This window comes from Altererythrobacter chaiwopuensis (assembly GCF_054957755.1).
The window spans coordinates 81,139-100,386 of the sequence record NZ_JBTXJG010000002.1; the positions used below are offsets into that span (position 1 = coordinate 81,139).

At 58.6% G+C, this 19,248-nt stretch carries 14 protein-coding genes; 6 read left to right on the forward strand and 8 right to left on the reverse strand.

Annotation, left to right across the window (positions count from 1 at the left end):
• Positions 1 to 266: 266 nt before the first annotated feature.
• The 5 genes from ACX2DJ_RS10980 to ACX2DJ_RS11000 form a co-directional block, all read right to left on the reverse strand.
• A complete protein-coding gene (locus tag ACX2DJ_RS10980; RefSeq protein WP_462572665.1) occupies positions 267 to 692 on the reverse strand; it encodes a hypothetical protein in 426 nt (141 codons plus the stop codon).
• 273 nt (positions 693 to 965) lie between these two features.
• Positions 966 to 1,475 carry a PilZ domain-containing protein gene (locus tag ACX2DJ_RS10985; RefSeq protein WP_462572666.1) on the reverse strand — a complete coding sequence of 170 codons (510 nt, stop codon included), beginning with the start codon at positions 1,473 to 1,475 and terminating at the stop codon, positions 966 to 968.
• Between the two features lie 458 nt (positions 1,476 to 1,933).
• Positions 1,934 to 2,809: an ROK family protein gene (locus tag ACX2DJ_RS10990; RefSeq protein WP_462572667.1), complete on the reverse strand. Its 876-nt coding sequence runs from the start codon at positions 2,807 to 2,809 to the stop codon at positions 1,934 to 1,936.
• On the reverse strand, positions 2,806 to 3,921 hold the full coding sequence (locus tag ACX2DJ_RS10995; protein ID WP_462572668.1) for a glycoside hydrolase family 68 protein: 1,116 nt from the start codon (positions 3,919 to 3,921) through the stop codon (positions 2,806 to 2,808). The genes ACX2DJ_RS10990 and ACX2DJ_RS10995 overlap by 4 nt, the downstream gene beginning before the upstream one ends.
• A gap of 80 nt (positions 3,922 to 4,001) precedes the next feature.
• Positions 4,002 to 6,473: a TonB-dependent receptor gene (locus ACX2DJ_RS11000; RefSeq protein ID WP_462572669.1), complete on the reverse strand. Its 2,472-nt coding sequence runs from the start codon at positions 6,471 to 6,473 to the stop codon at positions 4,002 to 4,004.
• A 173-nt stretch (positions 6,474 to 6,646) separates the two neighbouring features.
• Between ACX2DJ_RS11000 and ACX2DJ_RS11005 the strand changes: the two genes are divergently transcribed.
• Positions 6,647 to 7,981: an MFS transporter gene (locus ACX2DJ_RS11005; RefSeq protein ID WP_462572671.1), complete on the forward strand. Its 1,335-nt coding sequence runs from the start codon at positions 6,647 to 6,649 to the stop codon at positions 7,979 to 7,981.
• Positions 7,982 to 9,019, forward strand: a complete 1,038-nt coding sequence (locus ACX2DJ_RS11010; protein ID WP_462572672.1) for a LacI family DNA-binding transcriptional regulator — start codon at positions 7,982 to 7,984, stop codon at positions 9,017 to 9,019.
• Positions 9,020 to 9,144: 125 nt separating this feature from the next.
• On the opposite strand, the gene ACX2DJ_RS11015 is transcribed toward ACX2DJ_RS11010, so the two are convergent.
• The 3 genes from ACX2DJ_RS11015 to ACX2DJ_RS11025 all read right to left on the reverse strand — a co-directional run bounded on the left by ACX2DJ_RS11015 (position 9,145) and on the right by ACX2DJ_RS11025 (position 14,041).
• Complete coding sequence (locus ACX2DJ_RS11015; protein WP_462572673.1) at positions 9,145 to 10,224, reverse strand: YeiH family protein; 1,080 nt, start codon at positions 10,222 to 10,224, stop codon at positions 9,145 to 9,147.
• 89 nt (positions 10,225 to 10,313) lie between these two features.
• Positions 10,314 to 11,576 carry an MFS transporter gene (locus tag ACX2DJ_RS11020; RefSeq protein WP_462572674.1) on the reverse strand — a complete coding sequence of 421 codons (1,263 nt, stop codon included), beginning with the start codon at positions 11,574 to 11,576 and terminating at the stop codon, positions 10,314 to 10,316.
• 116 nt (positions 11,577 to 11,692) lie between these two features.
• Positions 11,693 to 14,041 (reverse strand): TonB-dependent receptor, encoded by a 2,349-nt coding sequence (locus ACX2DJ_RS11025; RefSeq protein WP_462572675.1) that lies wholly within the window; start codon positions 14,039 to 14,041, stop codon positions 11,693 to 11,695.
• A 123-nt stretch (positions 14,042 to 14,164) separates the two neighbouring features.
• Between ACX2DJ_RS11025 and ACX2DJ_RS11030 the strand changes: the two genes are divergently transcribed.
• Genes ACX2DJ_RS11030 through ACX2DJ_RS11045 form a run of 4 tightly spaced genes read left to right on the forward strand, consistent with a single transcriptional unit; the run spans position 14,165 to position 19,246 of the window.
• The gene (locus tag ACX2DJ_RS11030; RefSeq protein ID WP_462572676.1) at positions 14,165 to 16,222 is read left to right on the forward strand and encodes an alpha-glucosidase; all 2,058 of its coding nucleotides are present in this window, start codon (positions 14,165 to 14,167) and stop codon (positions 16,220 to 16,222) included.
• Positions 16,219 to 17,232: a LacI family DNA-binding transcriptional regulator gene (locus ACX2DJ_RS11035; protein WP_462572677.1), complete on the forward strand. Its 1,014-nt coding sequence runs from the start codon at positions 16,219 to 16,221 to the stop codon at positions 17,230 to 17,232. Before ACX2DJ_RS11030 ends, ACX2DJ_RS11035 begins: the two co-directional genes overlap by 4 nt.
• A complete protein-coding gene (locus ACX2DJ_RS11040; protein WP_462572679.1) occupies positions 17,229 to 18,143 on the forward strand; it encodes an aldo/keto reductase in 915 nt (304 codons plus the stop codon). Before ACX2DJ_RS11035 ends, ACX2DJ_RS11040 begins: the two co-directional genes overlap by 4 nt.
• On the forward strand, positions 18,143 to 19,246 hold the full coding sequence (locus ACX2DJ_RS11045) for an LLM class flavin-dependent oxidoreductase (RefSeq protein WP_462572680.1): 1,104 nt from the start codon (positions 18,143 to 18,145) through the stop codon (positions 19,244 to 19,246). Before ACX2DJ_RS11040 ends, ACX2DJ_RS11045 begins: the two co-directional genes overlap by 1 nt.
• Positions 19,247 to 19,248: the final 2 nt, after the last annotated feature.

A 19,248-nucleotide genomic window follows, 5' to 3' on the forward strand; every position in this document is an offset into this window, starting at 1 on the left:
TCGGCTCCCAATGCGACATCAAGCAAGTCTTGAGGTCTACCATCCATCGCAGTTGCACGGCTATTGCGCTTTGGAGTTAGTGCTTGGCCCCATAATGATCACAATTCGCGCGGCCAGCCATGGCGCCGCGTCACCCAGCTCATCGCGGAGGATGACAGGCCAAGCCGATTTGCGGCATCCGGGCAGCCGACTGCAGCCGGTCACAATTGGCCGTTCAGACCTCCCAACTGCGCTCAGCAGCGACTAAGGCAGGAGCTTGAAGGGTTCTACCTTCTTGGACCGGAAACGACTTTGAGCACCGGGTCTTCTGCCGTTGAGTTGGCAGACTCCCTCAAGCGATCGAAATCCCTGCCGAGAGCCTTCTTGGTCGACTCCGATGTCAGGCGTTCGTCGTCCGTAGTTTGCCGTGCTTCTCCTGACACGATGTCCTCCGAATGAAGCACTAATGTCTCCCCGGGTTCGCCAGACTCTTGGCGCCACTTCGAGCCTGGCACACTGCGCTGGCGCAATTCGGTAAAGCACTCATCCATTTCGACTTGGTGCTTGTCGATCATGTTGATCGCTTCACGGCGATCATGCTGCGCTTTTTTGAAACGCGCATCGGCATCGGCGAATGCGTTCTCGGCCTTTATGAGATCAACCTCAATCTCGGCCAAGCTCCGCCGGCGTTCTTGCTCTTCATTGCTACTCATCGCAGTCACCCCTCAAAACAAGCTCAGACCGCATGGTCAGTTCTCATCCGGTTCAATAGGCACGATATGTCTCTGGCTCGCACCCCGAACATCTATAACAAAGAGCGTAACATGATCAGTCCCACAACGGATATAATCCAAAAGAGGGGGGAGCGGTGCAGCAGCGAAGCCGCTGGTCTGACAGCGCTTGATTGCAGTATGCGCGCAGATGAACCTCGAAAATGGCTTAATCGCTTTGGCAGCCCTGAATTCGAAACAATGGGCCGCGTCTGATCAGTTTGTCTTCGTTATCATGGCGATAGTCATGCCATCGGGTGCCTGCCGAAACCCGACAAGTCTGTAACCCTGCGCGGCCTTGGTTTGTTCAAAGTTCAGTCTCCACTTTGTCAAATCCTCCAGGCTTGGCTTGATACCGACTGGAAATTCCTCAACGGTCGTCTCGATTTCACTATCCCGCAGATCGCGGGACGCCTGCAACAAGGCAGCACTTACAGTTTTTCGAGATACGGGGACCAAAAATTCGCACCCCAGGGAGCCCCCTTCCTTCCATACGATTCTTGCCTCACTTTTGCCGATATATGGCAAATCGACAGAGACAATCTCGCCGATCGCAAGCCCGGCAGAGGTTTCGAACATCAACCCTGTTTCGGACAGGTCATGGATCAGAACCTGAGCCCAATCGCTTGAAGAGGAGACCCTTGCCGACAAACGAAGCGTGCGCCGCTCATCGCTGCGGTTTTCCCGCTGAATTTCACCTTTCAATGGACGGACGAATTTACCCATCAGGTAAATAACCTTAGCCTGCGAGAGGCACTGAACCTCTAAACTTTCTCACACATCTTCCGGTTCGCTTGCAATTCTTCGTGCTGGGACTCGGCGCGCAATAGGCACGTGTTGTCAGGATGCAGCCGATCTATCAACAGGACATTGGTGTTAGGAGCACTATACCATGGTTGAGCAGGCGCGGTGAGGATGAGGGGCTCACATTAGACGCATTGTACCGGCCGTTGACGTTCTCGGGCGATATCAGAGCCCTTGGGCTTCATCACACCGATTGCAATTGGTGGCGGCTGAGGCCGAACGGATAGTCCATCCGGCCGCCAACACGCAGGAAACCGGCCAATCCGTTTCGCGGTTTCCATTCATTGCCACATGCGGTGAGTGGTTGGCGTTTGGCCGACGACATCTTGCACCTGGTCCAAGGCTTTAAGTCTCAGTTTCCAAGTTCCCGAAAGCGGACGTCAAGCGGTTCGCGCCAAGGTTAGCGCTCCGATGATCCCGGCATCGTCACCCAAGCTCGGCGCAACAATCCTGTGCTTGGACTGTCCGGGGAAGTAGCTCGCTCCCAGTTCGGACACTCGCGCATTGATCAGCTCGAGCAGACGATTTGTCTTCATAACCCCGCCGCCGAGCACGACGAGCTCTACTGCCGAAATGGCAATAAGCGTATGGCAAAGCTGCGCCAGATAGGCGGCGACTATTTCGTGCGCCTCGTGATCTGAAGGAAGCTGCGACAATGACTCGCCCCAGCGGGCCTTGATTGCCGGCCCGCTCGCCAGTCCTTCCAGGCAATCGCCGTGATGTGGGCAGATACCGCTGAAACGCTGGTCGGCTGGATGGCGCAGCGGGAAAATGTGACCCATTTCGGGGTGGGCTGCACCATGAACCGGTTGTCCATCGATCACCAGACCTCCGCCGATGCCGGTTCCGACAGTTACATACGCGAGCGATGTGGCATTCTTGCATGGACGGTACTTGTATTCTGCAAGTGCCGCAGCGTTTACGTCAGTATCGAATCCGATTGGCACGCCAAGCCGCTCGGAAAAATACCCGGCAATGTCGCAATTCGCCCAGCCTCGTTTGGGGGTGTTTGTGATGTGCCCCCAGTCAGGCGACGTTCTGTCGAGCTCGACGGGGCCAAAGCTGGCAATGCCGAGAGCACCGAGATTGCCCTGGCCTTCAAACCATTCAGCAGCTTGTGCCAGGGTGGTCGCCGGATCTCGGGTTGGTATTGTGTGCCGGGCGGTGATTTCTGACGGCGAAAGACCCACAGCAAGAACGAATTTCGTGCCGCCCGCCTCAATCGCTCCCAACAGCTTCTGGCCAGTTTCAGTCATGTCAAATCCGGCTTGGCCAAATTGCATCGATCACCATCGATGCACAGTTGCAGCAAGGGAGCGGGAGCACCGCCGAAGAATTTGCTCGCCTCATGCGCCTGTTCTGGCAAGGGCCTGCCCTTCAATCCATAAAAGTCGACAAAGCTTGATACCAACAGCTCTTTCGTGACGAACCAGCTGTAGCTTTGCAACGGTTCTTCTTCGGCATTGGCAATCACGAGACCAGAGCCGTTGAGCGGTCTATAATCGCCCAGCAGGTTGTCCGCCACCATCCCATAGAGCCCGGTGGGCGCGTGCTGCAAGTCCGGCGCGAATGTGGCGTTCTGGGTGACCCAGAACACGTAATAGCGTCCGTCATGGAAAACCGCATGGGCGCGCTCGAGTTCGTTGTTCACGCCATCTGCGTGGATCAGCGGGGCGATCAGTTGCCAGCCATCGGCGCTTCGGCGCGCGATGCCGACCGCGCCATTGTGCGCGCTTTTGGAACCGGCGAGCGAGGCCGTGAAGATGAGATATTCCTTTCCGTCCGCGGGGTCGCGAAAATATGCCGGATCGCGGAAGGCCTTGATCTTGCCAGCTTCGCCCTCGTGCGCGTTGGCAGGCATGTAGAATTCGGATTCTGCAGATACCGACCGCTGCGGCTGGGTCCATTCCTTTGGCAGCCCGTCTGAGTCGAATTGCGCACGGGTTTCGACCAGTCGCTGCTGATAGCCCCCCGGGCGATCGCTGGTTCCGGCGGCGGTGAAATAGAGCGTTACACCGGTGCCATCGCTAACCGCCGAGCCTGCCCATTCGCGTTCATAATCAACCGGAAAATCAGGCAATGCATCGCCCCGATCGATCCAGCAATCGTTGCTCCGCTCGAGCAAGCGGATCTTCGCTTCGAAGTGGCGAAGTGCAGGATCGTCACGCCTCGGAGCAGACAGCGCCATCCATAATTCGCGGCCGCCAAGGTTCGCGATGCGCCCATCCAGATCCTGGATGGGCCACATGTCCCAATAGACGCGGTCAGGATCGAGTTCGGACCGGGCGATCTTGTGAATGACCGGCACGCGCGACGCATGCTGCAGATCGATTTTCCGCACGCAATCGGCGGTCCAGGCTGTGGTCATTCCAGCACCCTAGTCAAAGCGTCAGAAAAAATAAGGGCCGACCGGAAGGGAGGAATCCGGTCGGCCCTGTCCTCGTCCGGTCAGAAATTGACGCGGACCGAAGCCGAAATCGTACGACCGGCGATGGACCGCGCGCGCACGATCCCGTTGGCCGGAATCGAGCCCTCTTCCGCTTCGGTATAGCCGAATTCATTGAAGAGGTTATTCGCGTTGAGCGACAGTTCAAGCCGTTCAAGCGGTCGCACCGCAAGGAAGGCGTTGACCTGCGTATAGCCCGGCAATTTCAGCTGGTTGGAATCCTGCGCGAAACTGTCGGTCGTGCCGATGGCATTCAGGCCAGCCGTGATGAAGTCATCTTCATATTGTGCAGTGGCCTGATAGACGAAGTCAGCCTGGCGCCGAGGAGTATTACCGACCACGCTGGCGTCGAGCGCCCGCTTGATTTCGGAATCCGTCCAGGTTGCACCGGCCGAAATCGAGAACGGACCCATTCTGTAAGCGCCTTCGAGCTCGATACCGAATGCTTCATAGTCCGTGTCTGTGAGCACGAGTGGTGCGATCTCGACATTGGTTTCGCTCGTTTCGGCGTAGAAGGCGGTGGCATAAAGCGAGGCACCTCCACCCTGGTACTTCAGGCCTGCCTCCAGCTGATTGACGTCTGCAATCACCCCGCCGTCACCGCCGGGCGTATCGCCATCGACTGCGCTGACCGCAGGTGAGAACAGGCTCCGGTCTGCCGTATGGCGCCCGCCCTGGCTGTAACGCGCGAAGATCGAAAGATCATCGGTGAGCAGATAGTTCGCACCCAGTGAGAACGAGAAGAAATCGTAGTCGTAATTGACCGGGCGCGCATCGGTCAGCGGCAAAACGCCGGTTTGCGCCTCAGCTGGATCGATCACGCCGTCATTGTTGAAATCGAAACTCGTCAGGCCAATGCCAAAGCCGCTGTCCGATCCGGTGATCGTGCCGTCAGCCTCACCGAAGTCATAGCGGATGCTGCCATCGAGGGTAAGGCGATCAAGTTCGAGCGAAAGCGAAGCGAAGGGCGCATATGTGTCGTAGCGAACATCGTAATTGCGGCGGCAGCAGTTGCCGAAGAAGCTGGCTCCAAAACCGACGACGCCGTTCTGTGTCACCGGATCGCCATTCGCATCGAGGATGTCGACCAGCACGGCGTTTCCGTCACCCTCAACCGTCTGGACGTGCGAAGTCCATAGCCAGTCAGTGTTCACGTCCTGACGCGATGCGTAGAAGCCGGCCGTGAAGCTGGCTGAACCAGCACCGAAATCGAAATCCTTCGACACGCGCATGTCGTTGGTAATGTTGTCGAGGCTGTTGAGCCGGACGTTGAACACCACGACATTGGTCAGCAGGCCATTGCCGCCAATGAGGGCTGGGTCAGCAATCGCGCCGGAGTTGGGCCCGCTTGCAAAAACAATGCTCGAGCCCGCGCCGCCGATTCCGTCAGCGATAGACTGGGCATCTCCGGCGCTTGCCGGGAAGGGCGAGAGGAAGCTGCCCGAATTGTCAGCAAAGCGGAATTTGTTGTTGAGCGTCCAGCCGGGGGCGAACTCGACCTCGGCTTCTACGCCGAAAGCCTTGGACTTGACCGACAGGCCATCATTGAAATTGAACGAGGTGGGGTTGTTGTCCCCATCCAGCGTGACCGCGTTGGTGATGAAGCGGCTGTAAAGTGAATCCCGGCGCGGATCGAAATTGGGGATCGCGTTGAAATCGGGATTGCTGTCAGTCCCGCCGACGAACACGGGCTGGGGCAGGATCGTGGGCGTGCTGTCATCCAGATATTTGGCGGAGAAGCGGACGAAGCCGCTGTCAAATTCCTTGGTCAGGTTTGCCTTGATCTGGCCGCCGTTATTGCCGTTAAAGCCGGTGTCGCGGGCACCTTCGCCAGTGCGGTAGAAACCGCCGACGTGGAAATAGGTGTCTTCGCTGAGGCTTGAGCCATAGTCGAAGTCGAGGCGGTAGGTCTCGAAATCCACGCCAACCGTTCCCTGGATGGCGCCGCCTTCCTGGGTGCCCGTCTTGGAGATGAAGTTGATGATGCCACCGGGTGAGTTCGAAGCAAATGTCGATGCCGAACCGCCGCGGATCGCTTCAACCCGCGCAATATTGCGATCTGCACGAACGAAATTGTCAGCATTGCCGAAAACGATATCGCCAAATTCGAGAACCGGCAGCCCATCTTCCTGAAGCTGGATATAGCGCGCACCACCGGTCGACACGGGAATGCCGCGCACGGCGATGTTGGCGTTACCTTCGCCACCCGAGGCTTCCGAGCGGATGCCGGGGATCTGGCGAATAAGGTCAGCAGAAGATCGCGGATTAAGGTTGGCAATCGATTCTGCGCTGACTGCGCTGATGGATACCGAGCTTTCGAGGCGGTTCTGGCTGCGGGCCACACCGGTGACGATGATGACATTGTCCTCTTGCGCCGAACCGGCATTCGCGGCGGGGGACTGATCCTGCGCGAAAGCGGGGGTCGAAATGGCATTCAGCGCAACGCCGAAAGCCAGAGCGTGACGAAACTTCATGGCAAAAACTCTCCTCATTGGCTCGCACTATCAATGCGCGATTCGCGGCAAGGAATAATTCCAATGCAAACGATTGCAATAACAAAGTTGCAAACGTTTGCAATTGCGGGTGTTCTATGTCACGAAAATGCCACAACGCCAGGGGAATGCTGGTGCGGGAGAGGGATCTGATCATGCAAACTGCCGGAAAACCACGGCTTTCACTGCTGCGAATCATCGAAATGAATATCGGCTTTTTCGGCCTTCAGTTCAGTTTCGGGCTGCAGCAGGCCAACATGGGGCCGATCTATGGTTTCCTTGGCGCAGACGAGGCTACCATGCCGCTGCTGTGGTTGGCTGGGCCGATGACCGGCCTCATCATCCAGCCGATCGTGGGGGCGATGAGCGATCGCACCAATTCGCGCTATGGCCGCCGTACGCCCTATTTCCTGATCGGCGCGATCATTTGCACGATCAGCCTTTTCCTGATGCCTTATTCGAGCACGCTGTGGATGGCAGCTTCGCTGCTCTGGATACTCGATGCGGGCAACAACATCACAATGGAGCCCTACCGTGCCTATGTTGCCGATCGGCTGTTGCCCGACCAGCGCTCTATGGGATTCCTCACACAAAGCGCATTTACTGGCCTTGCACAGACCCTTTCCTATCTAGCTCCGACTTTGCTGACCGCGTTCGTCGCCCGCGACGTTCTCGACGATAATGGGATCCCGGTTATCGTGCGCATCGCCTTCACAATCGGAGCGATCCTGTCGATATCGACAATCGTCTGGTCGGTCTGGCGCGTTCCCGAGTTGCCGATGACCGATGACGAAAAGGATGTGCTCGAAAGTAAGCCGATGACCGTCAAAGCCACATTGACCGAGATCGGCGACGCCATCCGCGACATGCCCAGGCCAATGCGACAACTTGCCGTGGCCATGCTGTGTCAGTGGTACGCAATGTTTGCCTATTGGCAGTATGTGACCTTTGCCGTTGGCCGGGCTCTTTACGATACCAGTGACCCGTCAAGCGCCGCTTTCAGGGAAGCGACGCTCACCACACAGCAAGCCGGTGCGTTCTATAATTTCATCGCCTTTGTCGGTGCACTCGCGCTGATCCCGATCGTTGCCCGGTTAGGCGCAAGGCTGGTACATGCGGCCTGCTTGACTGCATCGGGCACGGCCATGCTGATGTTGCCCGGGGTCGAAACGCCGGCCGCGTTGTTCGTGCTGATGCTGGGGATCGGGATCGGCTGGGCCGGAATGATGGGGAACACCTATGTGATGCTGGCGGATTCCATCCCGGCTGAACGCAATGGAGTTTATATGGGCATCTTCAACATGTTCATTGTAATTCCCATGTTGATCCAGACATTGACGATGCCGCTGATCTACAACCCGATACTAGGCGGCGATCCGCGCAATGTCCTGATGCTGGGCGGGATGCTGATGATTGCCGGGGCGATAGCAACGCTGTTTGTTGACGCTGGACATCGCGTACCGCGTGAGCAAGAACCGATTGCAAGCTAAATGTCCGAACACGAACATCCTGAATCGGAAAACACCAGCCGGCCCGTCCGTACCATTACCGATCTGGCCAGGCTTGCAGGCGTGTCTCCGGGCACGGTATCGCGGGCACTTGCAGGCAAGAGCCTGGTCAACGCCAACACGCGCGAAAAGATCGAAGCGCTTGCGCGAAAGCATGGGTTCCGGCCCAACCAGATGGCAAGCAAGCTGCGCAGGCAGAAGACCGGCGTGATAGGGGTGGCCATTCCGCTTGGCCACGATGTGCATCAGCAGATTTCCGATACCTTCTTCATGACGCTGCTCGGCCATTTGGCCGATGAGCTCACGGATAAGGGGTATGACCTGATGCTGCGGCGCGTGATCCCGGCACAGGATGAGGATTGGCTAGATCGCTTTATCGGCTCCGGCATAGTCGATGGCGTGATTGTGATCGGCCAGTCCGACCAGTTCGACCGGATCGAAGAGATTGCCGATGGATATTTACCAATGGTTGTTTGGGGCAACCACCAGGAGGGGCAGCGCCACTGCGTTGTCGGCAGTGACAACCGGCTCGGCGGCAAGCTCGCCGCTGAAAGGCTGATTGCCGCAGGGGCCAGGAGCCTTGCCTTTCTGGGCGATACCGAGCCGATCGAGTTCGCAGCCCGATTTGCCGGTGCGAAAGAAATCGCCGATCGAATGTCGATCCCGATCCGCGCGCTGCCTACACATCTTTCGGCTGATCGCATGAACGGAGAGATCGCTGAGCATTTGAGCGAGATCGAAGGCAAGGTCGATGGAATCTTTGCCGCCACCGACGCAGTAGCGGTTGCTTGCTTGAGAGAGCTTCGAGAGCGTGGAGTGTCGGTGCCAAATTCTGTGAAAGTGATCGGCTTCGACGATCTACCGATCGCGAGCCAGACGGTCCCGCCGCTTACGACTGTGAGACAGGACATTGCCGCGGGAGCTAAAGGCCTTGTAGATTTGCTCCTGCGGAGGCTTGCCGGCGTGGATACTGAAAGCCTAGTTTTGCCACCACATTTGATAGCCCGTGAAACCGCATAGCAGTTTCAGGAGAAACTGACGACGCCCCGGCAAATCATCCGCCCGAAGCCTATCCTTCCGGGCTCTCGCTTTTACCCCGAGAAGCCGTGATTCAGCCAGCGGCCCAGATACTGCCCCCCATTCACTTAAAATCCGATCCAGACCACATAAGCCAGTGATGCGAGGAAGCTGGCAAGCGATGCGGCTACGATCGGTGTCCCCGCTTTCCAGCCCAACTCCATGATCAGGTCGACGCGCGATCGCATGGCGGTTGCTGTAACCGCGAGCAATAGCAAGCCCTTCGAGCCCGCCAGCGACATCGTGCGAACCTGCTCAGGCAGATCGAAACTGCTGTTGACGATTACCAACAGGGCAAAGGCCGTGATGAACCAGGGCAGCCGCAACCGCTTCAGCGAAAGCCGCGACCCGGAAACTTCGGTGGCACCAAGCCACAGCGATATCAGCATGACCACCGGTGCAAGCAAGGCGACACGAGACAATTTGACAATTGTCGCTTCGCTTCCGGCAAGGTCGGAATAGGCGTACCCGCCGCCAATGGCCTGGGCGACATCGTGTACCGATGCGCCGATCAGGAAACCGGCTTGCCGGTCGGTCAGCCCGATTTCGGCGGCAATCATTGGGTAAAGCGACATCGCCAGCGCGCTGGCCAGGCTCACACCGACCAGGGTGAGCGCGAATTGCGCCTGGGGAAGGCGTTTCCGCCCGATGACCCCGTATAATGCCAAGGCAGCGCTGGCACCGCAGATGGCGGTCGCCCCGCCTGCCAATATCCCGGCATAGCGCGATTGGCCGGTCATGCGGGCTCCGGCAATACCGGCAATGAAGGTAACGGTCATGATTCCGATCAGCGCAAGAAGCGACTGGAGGCCCAGTCCGTGCACTTGATCGAGCGTTACCTGCAACCCAAGAGCGACGATCCCCAAGCGCAGAAAGGTCTGGCTAGCGAAATCCTGACCGCGGTGAACTGCAGTATCGCGCGACACGAAATTGAGCGATAGCCCCACCAGCAGCCCCATCAGGATAATCGGGAAACCATAGTGTTCCGAAAGCCATGCAGCGGCTGCGGCTGCGGCAAATGTCACCAGAAGACCGGGTAAGAGCGACCCTTTGGGCTGATTTTCCCCATCGCTGCCCTGTTCGGCAAGATAGATCTCGCCGAAAAGGTCACCTTTGCTGTCGATCGAAATTCTCTGCGGATCCGTCATATCTGGTCTCAAACCGATTTTCCAAACCGTCTGCTAGCGGACAAATCCGCAACCGATTGCCTGGAACATCGCATCCAGGTTGGCAGCACTCAGGCCATTGTCTCCAGGGCTCCCTCATCACGCCGAATTTCCGGGAGCAACAACTGAAACCATGCCAGCGCCAGCAGGTATGAAGCTGCAGCGAACAGGAACAGGGGGGCAAAGCCAAATCCGGCATCCAGGACCCTGCCGGTCACCAGGCTGATCAACACCCCGCCCATATTGCCCATGAATGCGCCGAAGGCGGTGACGCGGCCAACCTTGGCTGTGGGCACAACATCCGTGATGACGGAAAAGATCGACAATGAGAAACCCTGGTGTCCTGCCATCACCACACCCATCATGATGGCAACCGGCCAGAAGGCATTCAGTTCGAGCACCAGAGGCAAGGGCGCAACGACCAGTGCTGATAACAGCATGACTGTTTTGCGCACCCGATTCACCGACCAGCCGCGTTCGAGCAACCGGGTTGAGCCCCATCCTGCCAACATTGCGCCAAGGCCGGATCCGGCAAAGGCGATCGCCAGCGGGATCGCCAGCTCCAGAATGGTCAACCCGAACTCCTTGCGGTAAAAATCCGCCAGCCAGAAATTTATGAACCACCACGTCATATCTGACAGCGCCTTGGCAATCACGATCGCCCAGGTCTTGCGATTGGCCAAGATCGGGCCATAATCCGAAGCGGGGTTGCCTGGGCTGCCGGTGCCCGCTTCTCCCTTTTCATTCGATGTGCGCACGGTAAAATCTATGCCGCGCGCCAACCATATCCATAGTGCCAGCGATATGAGTCCGCCGATACCGCCGACCACCAGTGCGCCGCGCCACCCGGTCGTGACTGCCAGAGCAGGGATGACAAAGGGCATGGCAATAGTGCCGGCTCCGGCCAGAAGCGTTGCAACTCCAAATGCCAGCGAACGGCGATTAGGTTCGAATAGCGCGGCCACAGCCTTGATGGTCAGCGGGGTCTGGACCGCTTCGGTAACGCCCAGGCCCACGCGCGCGCCCACCACCTGCCAGGTAGTAATCGCCCAGCCATGAGCCATGGCGGCCACGCTCCACGCAGATGCGCCAAGCTGCATCGAGCGATTGACGCCAAGGCGATCGACCAGCCAGCCTGTGAACAGAAACGCAAAGGCAGCAGCGAATTGTGTTACTGCGGCAAGGTCACCAAAATCGCTGTCTGTCCACCCGAAATCGGCCATCATATCGGGTTTGAGGATCGCGATGATGGGCCGATCCATCGCGTTGAAAATCCCGGCAATGCACAGCACGATAAAGAGCGACCAGCGACGGGTTGGTGAAAGAACGCCCATCAATTTCTTCCTCTTTCCACGCTGCAATGCCCGGGATCAGCGCCCACCTTGTCCCAACCCCCGGAAAAATGGGCCACCTGATTGCTCCGGCGGCCCATTTCAAGCTTTAGTCGCGATCAGTTCCCACCAAAACCAACGCGCAAGCTCACCCCGAAATAGCGGTCCGCATCGCGCGGGATCTGCAGGCGCTGGCCATTGCCGACATTCAGCAAGGCATAGCTTTCATCGGTGATATTGCGCACGTGGAACGTCAGGCGATAGCGATCATCCGGATCGGATACGCCAATGGACGCGTTCCAAATGCCATAGGAATCGATCGGTCCGCCCTCGCCAAGATCGGAGAACTGCGAACTGACATGCCGGAAATCGGTGTCTGCATAAAGCCGCAGGGCTCCGACATCGGTCTCATAGCTGGCGCCAAGTGTATATACGAACTCCGGCGCCAGGGGCAGCTTCGTGCCGTCGCGGGCATCAGGCGCATTGGTGATCGGATTCGGATTGAATTTCTTCACCTTGGCATCGGCATAGGCACCGCTTGCGCGCAGGGTGAGCCCGTCAACCGGAACTGCCAGCACATCGACTTCGAAACCTTCGCTCTTCACGGTGCCGGCATTGGTCAGGTTGGTGACGGTCGCTCCGTTAAGCAAGACAAAGTTATTTGCCTGGAAGCCATCATACTCGACGGTGAATGCGGAAACGTTGAACTGAATCCGGTTGTCCGCGAACTGCGACTTCAGGCCGATTTCAAACGCGTCCGAAGTTTCTGCGTCAATCGGAACCGCATTGTTGGGTGCGGTATGGTTGAAGAAGACGTTGAATGCCGGCCCCTTGTAGCCTCGGGTGTAAGAACCATAAAACATCGCGTCTTCGCTCGGGGTAAACTGCAGCACGGCCTTGCCCGAAAGGTTGCCATTGCTGCTGCTGCCGGTTGAAGTGTTGGTGCCGTTGCCGCCGCTGGCAATAGTGCCACCGGCCGGGCTGCCGGAAACACCCGGGCCGGTTGCAGGCGTGCCGTCGGTGGCATTGATGCCCGGCGCGCGAATATGGACGAAATCGAGCTCGTCCCACGTGTAGCGCAGGCCGCCAGTCACTGCGAACATTTCGCTGAAGCGATAGGTCGCCTGGCCAAACAATGCGTAGTTGCGCGAATCGACATCGCTATCCGATGTGGCGGTGGGGAACAGAGTGTTGACCGTATCCGTCAGGTTGCACGGTTGCCCGCCGGTAACCGGATCGACCGGCAGAGTGGAGCTGGCGCATGTAATGTCTTCACGCGTGAACTGTTGCTGGTTGTCCGATCGCCAATAGAAGCCGCCAATTTGGTAGAAGAATGGCTTGCTCTGGTCCGACGCGAGCCTTGCCTCGACCGAAAACTGCTCGGTCTTGACCACGCCAAGATCGTGCAGCTCTGCGGTGCCTACCAGTGCACGCGGCAGGAAATCCCCTTCGCGGATCTCAGTATTTTGCCAGTTGCGATAACCCGTCACGACACTCAGTGTGTGGTCGCTCAGCACGTCGAAGTCGCCCGACGCGGTCAGGCTCCACTGGCGATCGCGTGTTTGCGTTACCAGGTTATGATTGACATAGCGCTGGTCCAATCCCTGCGCGACACCCCCGGGCAGGCCCAGCTCCGCATCGAGCACTGCGCCCCGGCTGACTGTCGTTACATCGGCGCAACAATCGTCATCTGCGCGGAAATAATCCGCGATCAGCCGCAACCGTGCCGGCCCGTTATCGTAATCGATCAACCCGCGGGCACCGTAGTGCTCGTAGCCGTTGACCTTGTTCTCTTCTCCGCCGAAGACATTGGTGATGTTGCCGTCATAACTGCCGTAAAAGCCGGTGAGGCGGCCTGACAGGTCAGTGGAGAGCGGCCCGGATACCGAGCCGCGCAGGCGATATTCGTCACCTTCGTACCAATCCGCACGCCCAGTTACCTCAAGGGAGTCCGTGCCCCCTTTTGAGACGATGTTGACGAGGCCCGCCGATGCGTTCTTGCCAAACAATGTGCCTTGCGGACCGCGCAGGACTTCAAGGCGTTCGGCGTCGACCAGATCCATGAATGCCTGGCCTGACCGGCTCAGGACGATGCCGTCCACAACGGTTGATACGCTTGGCTCGGCAGCGACGGAGAAAGTTATGGTCCCCACACCGCGCATGACGATCGCGCTATTGGCGCTGGTGGTCCCCTTACGGAAGGTGACAGAGGGGACAAGCTGGGTCAGCCCTTCGAGGCTGTTGGTCCCGGTCTGCTCCAGGCGTTCGCCGGTGACAGCGGTGATGGAAATCGGGACGTCCTGCACATTTTCCGCGACTTTCTGAGCGGTCACGACGATTGTCTTGATGCCGCTTTCGTCCTCCACATCGCCAGAGCTTTGAGCCAGCGCAGGAACGCTGACTGCGAGAGCCAGAGCGCTCGCAGAAATGGCCAACGCGCGCGCTCGCATGGTGGTGTTGTACCTCATCAAATTCCTCCTCTTCCCATGTCATCCAGCAGACGAGGATTGCGCCGGGGCACATCCCGTCCTTAACGTAATTGCTGCTTGATTTGCGCTGGCCGCGGCGATATGTCAAGCGGTGTCATATTGATGCGGCGTGTATGTGATCAGAATAACACATCTCGGGATTTGAAGGGGGTTTTCCGCGTGCAACTGCGGGTTTTGGAGGATTCTGGCGGGTTCGAACTCCTTGTTAGGGGAAAAATCGTCTTGCACCATACCTCGGACTGTCCTGCGGTAGTCATAGCTCGCGGCGCGCCCGTTGTGGAAATGTATCGCGGCAATTTCCGGATCGAGGATAGCCCCACCGATCATTTGACGCCGCGCGAATGGCAGGTGCTGCCTGGCGGCGTCGATCTGCTCGTCGAAGGCAATCCGGTTGCCCGAATTACGCTTGGCGATGAATGCTTCACCGTGCGTGCTCAAGATCCGGCGGCTGACCGGCTGTGGTTGAGCCTTTATGCCGAAGCAGGTGAAACCGTATGGGGCGGGGGCGAACAGATGAGTTACCTGGCGCTCAACGGACGGCGCTTTCCGATGTGGACCAGCGAACCCGGCGTCGGCCGCGACAAGTCGAGCGAGATTACCCGGCAAATGGATGCGCAGGGAATGGCTGGCGGTGATTACTGGAACACCAATTATCCGCAGCCCACCTTCCTTACTTCGCGCTGGTTGGCGGTGCACCTTGATGCCACTTGCTTCAGCGCGCTCGATTTCACCGATCCGGCGCGGCACAATGTCGAGGTCTGGGCCGGGGAAGCGCGCTTCGAATGTTTTGTGGATGAAGACCCGGCCGGGCTGGTCGAGCAATTGGCCGGCCGGTTCGGTCGCCAGCCAGAATTGCCGCAATGGGCAATCGGCGGCGCGATCGTCGGCCTGAAAGACGGATTGAGCAGCCTTGATCGGCTAGAGCGTTTCATTGAGGCCGGGGCGGCTATCTCCGGATTGTGGTGCGAGGATTGGGCCGGCATCCGCGAGACGAGCTTTGGCCGTCGGCTGTTCTGGGATTGGCAGCGCGACGAGCGGCGATACCCCGATTTGCCGCAGCATATCGCTCGCCTTAAACAGCGCGGCATCCGCTTCCTTGCCTATGCCAACCCTTACCTAAGCAAGGAGGGGAGCCTCTACCATGAAGCCGCCGAAGGCGGGCATCTCTGCCTCAGGCCGGACAGCGATGAGGTTTATCTGGTTGATTTTGGCGAGTTCGATTGCGGCGTGCTCGACTTTACGCGCGAGGAAACTCGCGAGTGGTTTGCCGAAAGGATATTGGGGCGCGAAATGCTCGATATCGGCATCTCCGGCTGGATGGCCGATTTTGGCGAATATCTGCCAACCGATGTTCGTTTGTCTGACGGGTCGAACCCGATGGAAGCGCACAACAATTGGCCGGTCCTGTGGGCCGAAGTCAACGCGCATGCCGTGGCCAAGCGCGGCAAGACAGGCGACGCAGTGTTCTTCATGCGCGCCGGATTTTCCGGAGTGCAGGCGCATTGTCCGTTGCTTTGGGCAGGTGACCAGTCGGTTGATTTCTCCCGCCATGACGGGATTGGAACGGTAATCACAGCTGCACTTTCGGTAGGCCTTGTCGGTAATGCATATAGCCATTCGGACTGCGGCGGATACACTTCGTTGCTTGGCAATATCCGAACTGAGGAACTGATGCAGCGCTGGTGCGAGCTGGCCGCATTTGCGCCGGTAATGCGCAGCCATGAAGGTAATCGGCCTGACGAGAATTTGCAGTATGACAGCACGCCCGAACTGCTGGGCTGCTTTGCGCGCTGGAGCAGGGTGCACGCCCATCTTGCACCATATGTCCGCACGCTTTGCCGCGAGGCAGCATCGAGCGGGCTGCCATTGCAGCGTCCGATCTTTCTGCACTATCCTGAGGATACCGACCTGTTTGCGGTGCAGGACCAATATCTGTACGGAGCCGACCTGCTGGTGGCACCGGTCATTGAAGCTGGCGCGACGTCGCGCCGCGTGAGCCTGCCGGGCGATCGGGCCTGGCGGCACGCCTGGACAGGCATGGACTTTGCCCCCGGCACGCACGAGATTGCGGCGCCGATTGGACAGCCGCCTGTATTCTATAACTCTGGCAGCGCGCATGCCACGCTGTTTTCAGGTCTGAAGGAGGTGCTCGCCGCATGAGCGAACGGGCCAATATCAGGGATGTTGCGGCCAAGGCAGGCGTGGCGGTCAAGACTGTCAGCCGGGTTTTGAACGGCCATCCCTACGTCAGCAAGGAAATGCGCGAACGAGTGGAATCGGCCATGAAAGCGCTTGATTTCCGGCCCAGCGTCGCAGCCCGGATCCTGTCAGGCGCGAAATCCAACCAGATCGCGCTGATTTATGACAATCACAGCCCTTACTACATGTTCCAGATCCAGAAGGGGTGCTGGGACTATTGCCATGAAAAGGGCATACGCCTGCTTGCCCAGCCGGTTGATGTCGAAGATCCCGATGTCGGCGAGCAGGTGCGCGGCCTCGTCTCCGAAACGCAGGTCGACGGGTTGATACTGTCATCGCCGGTCACCGATTGTGAGCCGGTTTTGCGGACGCTTGACGCGCTCGACATTCCGTTTGTGCGGATTTCGCCCGGTACAAACCACGCGCTGACAAGTTCCGTGTTCATGGACGATGTGCAGGCTGCCGATGATATGACAACCCATCTCGTCAATTGCGGACACCGGCGGATTGGTTTCATCAAGGGCCACAGGAGCCATATGGCAAGTGAAGAGCGCCTGTTCGGTTATCGCCGCGCGCTCGACCGCGCGGGAATACCCTTCGAGCCCGGCCTGGTGTGCGACGGTGAGTTTGACTTTGATAGCGGGGTGCGCGCTGCGCGCCTGCTATTGGACATGAGCTGTCCGCCCACGGCAATCTTCGCCTCCAATGATGATATGGCTGCCGGAGTTCTGGCAGTGGCGCATGATCGCAACATGAACTTGCCCGGCGAACTTTCGGTTGCGGGCTTTGATGATACCACGCTTGCGCGGACGGTTTGGCCGCCACTCACAACCATTCACCAGCCGATGGTAGAACTTGCCCGGAGCGCTGCTGAAATCCTCGTCAATGGCGGCGATATCACGCACCGCCGACTGCCGCACCGATTGGTCGAACGCGCTTCGATAACGGCGCCCATAAGGACAGAAATATGAATGCTTTGCTGCCTCCACCTGCCAACCGTCAGTTGGGACAAAGCGGTATCGAGATCGCTCCGATTGCGTGGGGAATGTGGCGGCTTGCCGAAGGCGATCGCAGCGCGGGCGATGCGGCACGGCTTGTCCATGCGGCGCTCGATGCCGGAATAACACTGTTCGATACTGCCGACATTTATGGTTTCGATGGGTCAGGCGGGTTTGGCGATGCCGAGGCGCTGCTTGGCGAAGTGTTGCAATCGGAACGCGGCCTGCGCCAACGGATGGTGCTGGCCAGCAAGGGCGGCATTCGCCCGCCGCTCCCCTATGACCAGTCGCGCGAATATCTTGCGCATGCGATTGATGCATCGCTCAAACGCCTGAATACCGACGTGATCGATCTCTATCAGATTCATCGTCCTGACATCCTGGCGCACCCGCAGGAGGTGGCAAAGGCACTTGATGATGCCGTGGATGCGGGCAAGATCCGTGCGCTTGGCGTATCGAATTTCACGGTCGCCCAGATTGACGCGCTGGATCATTTTCTTGGTCACAAACTGGTAGCCACCCAGCCCGAGATCAGCCCGCTCAGAATTGCCTGTTTCGAAAATGGCGAACTTGACCAGGCAATGCGTAAGGACCTGACGCCGCTTGCCTGGTCACCGCTTGGCGGCGGCAGGCTGATGTCACCAGTATCCGCTTGCGAAAGGGAGGTGGCGGCACAGCTTGACCGGATCGCCGAGGCGCAGGGCGTGAGCCGTTCGGTTGCTGCCTATGGCTGGCTAATGGCTCACCCTGCCGGGATTGTTCCGATCATTGGATCACAAAATTCGGCCCGAATAACCGAAGGGGTGCAAGCGCTGGACATGCGCTGGAGCCGGCAGGATTGGTACGCGGTGCTGGTGGCCGCAAGAGGAGAGAGGCTTCCCTGATGACTGACAAGCAAACCGGTGGGCAGCAATGCGAGATCGCCTGGTTCTCAGCGCTGTGTGACGATGATTATGAATTCCTTGGCGTTCCCGATCCCTATCTGAAGTCGAGTTGGGAGCATTGCCGCAACATCGTGCTGCGCGCCGAAGAGGGTGGCTTTGACAATATCCTACTGCCTTCTGGCTACGAACTGGGCTTGGATACAACTGTTTTCGCCGCCGCCGTGGCAACGCAGATCAAGCGCATGAAATTGCTGTGGGCGACCCGCATCGGCGAGGATTGGCCGCCGCAACTTGCCCGGCGGATCGCTACGCTTGACCGTATCCTGGGGCCTGACGCTGCGGGCACCGGAGGACGCCTAAACGTCAACATCATTTCTTCCGACATGCCTGGGCAGAAGCTCGAAAGCGACCCGCGCTATCGCCGCGCGACCGAAGTGATGAAGATCGTGCGCACCCTGCTCAATGGGCAGCACCTGTCCCATCAGGGTGAGTTCTATCAGTTGGAACTCGATCCTGCGCGGATCACCACTATTTCGGGCAAATGCCCGCCGTTCTATTTCGGTGGCCTCAGTCACGAGGCACGCGAGTGCGCGGCGGAAGGTTGTGACGTTTACTTGATGTGGCCCGATACCATGGACAAGGTTCGCGAGAACATTGCCGACTTGACTGAACGCGCTGCACGGCACGGTCGCAGACTGAAATTCGGATATCGCGCCCATGTGATCGTGCGCGAGACCGAGGATGAGGCGCGCGCCTATGCCGATCGATTGCTGTCAAAGCTGGATGACGAAGCCGGACGGGCAATCCGTGAAAAATCGCTCGACGCGAAGAATTACGGGGTTCAGCGCCAGGCCGAGCTGCGCGGTGCAGCCGGTGGCGATGGCTTTGTGGAGGACAATCTGTGGACCGGTATCGGTCGTGCCCGGTCGGGATGCGGTGCAGCCATTGTCGGTACACCTGACCAGGTTCTGGCCAAGTTGCGCGCCTATCAGGACGAAGGGATCGAGGCATTCATCCTCTCGGGATATCCGCATGTGAACGAATGCGACATGTTCGCACGCTACGTGTTGCCGCAAATCGCACACGCACCGCTGCAGTTCTGAGT

Excerpts from the sequence above, each read along its gene's own strand:
- ACX2DJ_RS10980 (WP_462572665.1), bottom strand. The coding sequence starts at position 692 with ATGAGTAGCAATGAAGAGCAAGAACGCCGGCGGAGCTTGGCCGAGATT.
- ACX2DJ_RS10985 (WP_462572666.1), bottom strand. The coding sequence starts at position 1,475 with ATGGGTAAATTCGTCCGTCCATTGAAAGGTGAAATTCAGCGGGAAAAC.
- ACX2DJ_RS10990 (WP_462572667.1), bottom strand. The coding sequence starts at position 2,809 with ATGACTGAAACTGGCCAGAAGCTGTTGGGAGCGATTGAGGCGGGCGGC.
- ACX2DJ_RS10995 (WP_462572668.1), bottom strand. The coding sequence starts at position 3,921 with ATGACCACAGCCTGGACCGCCGATTGCGTGCGGAAAATCGATCTGCAG.
- ACX2DJ_RS11000 (WP_462572669.1), bottom strand. The coding sequence starts at position 6,473 with ATGAAGTTTCGTCACGCTCTGGCTTTCGGCGTTGCGCTGAATGCCATT.
- ACX2DJ_RS11005 (WP_462572671.1), top strand. The coding sequence starts at position 6,647 with ATGCAAACTGCCGGAAAACCACGGCTTTCACTGCTGCGAATCATCGAA.
- ACX2DJ_RS11010 (WP_462572672.1), top strand. The coding sequence starts at position 7,982 with ATGTCCGAACACGAACATCCTGAATCGGAAAACACCAGCCGGCCCGTC.
- ACX2DJ_RS11015 (WP_462572673.1), bottom strand. The coding sequence starts at position 10,224 with ATGACGGATCCGCAGAGAATTTCGATCGACAGCAAAGGTGACCTTTTC.
- ACX2DJ_RS11020 (WP_462572674.1), bottom strand. The coding sequence starts at position 11,576 with ATGGGCGTTCTTTCACCAACCCGTCGCTGGTCGCTCTTTATCGTGCTG.
- ACX2DJ_RS11025 (WP_462572675.1), bottom strand. The coding sequence starts at position 14,041 with ATGAGGTACAACACCACCATGCGAGCGCGCGCGTTGGCCATTTCTGCG.
- ACX2DJ_RS11030 (WP_462572676.1), top strand. The coding sequence starts at position 14,165 with ATGCGGCGTGTATGTGATCAGAATAACACATCTCGGGATTTGAAGGGG.
- ACX2DJ_RS11035 (WP_462572677.1), top strand. The coding sequence starts at position 16,219 with ATGAGCGAACGGGCCAATATCAGGGATGTTGCGGCCAAGGCAGGCGTG.
- ACX2DJ_RS11040 (WP_462572679.1), top strand. The coding sequence starts at position 17,229 with ATGAATGCTTTGCTGCCTCCACCTGCCAACCGTCAGTTGGGACAAAGC.
- ACX2DJ_RS11045 (WP_462572680.1), top strand. The coding sequence starts at position 18,143 with ATGACTGACAAGCAAACCGGTGGGCAGCAATGCGAGATCGCCTGGTTC.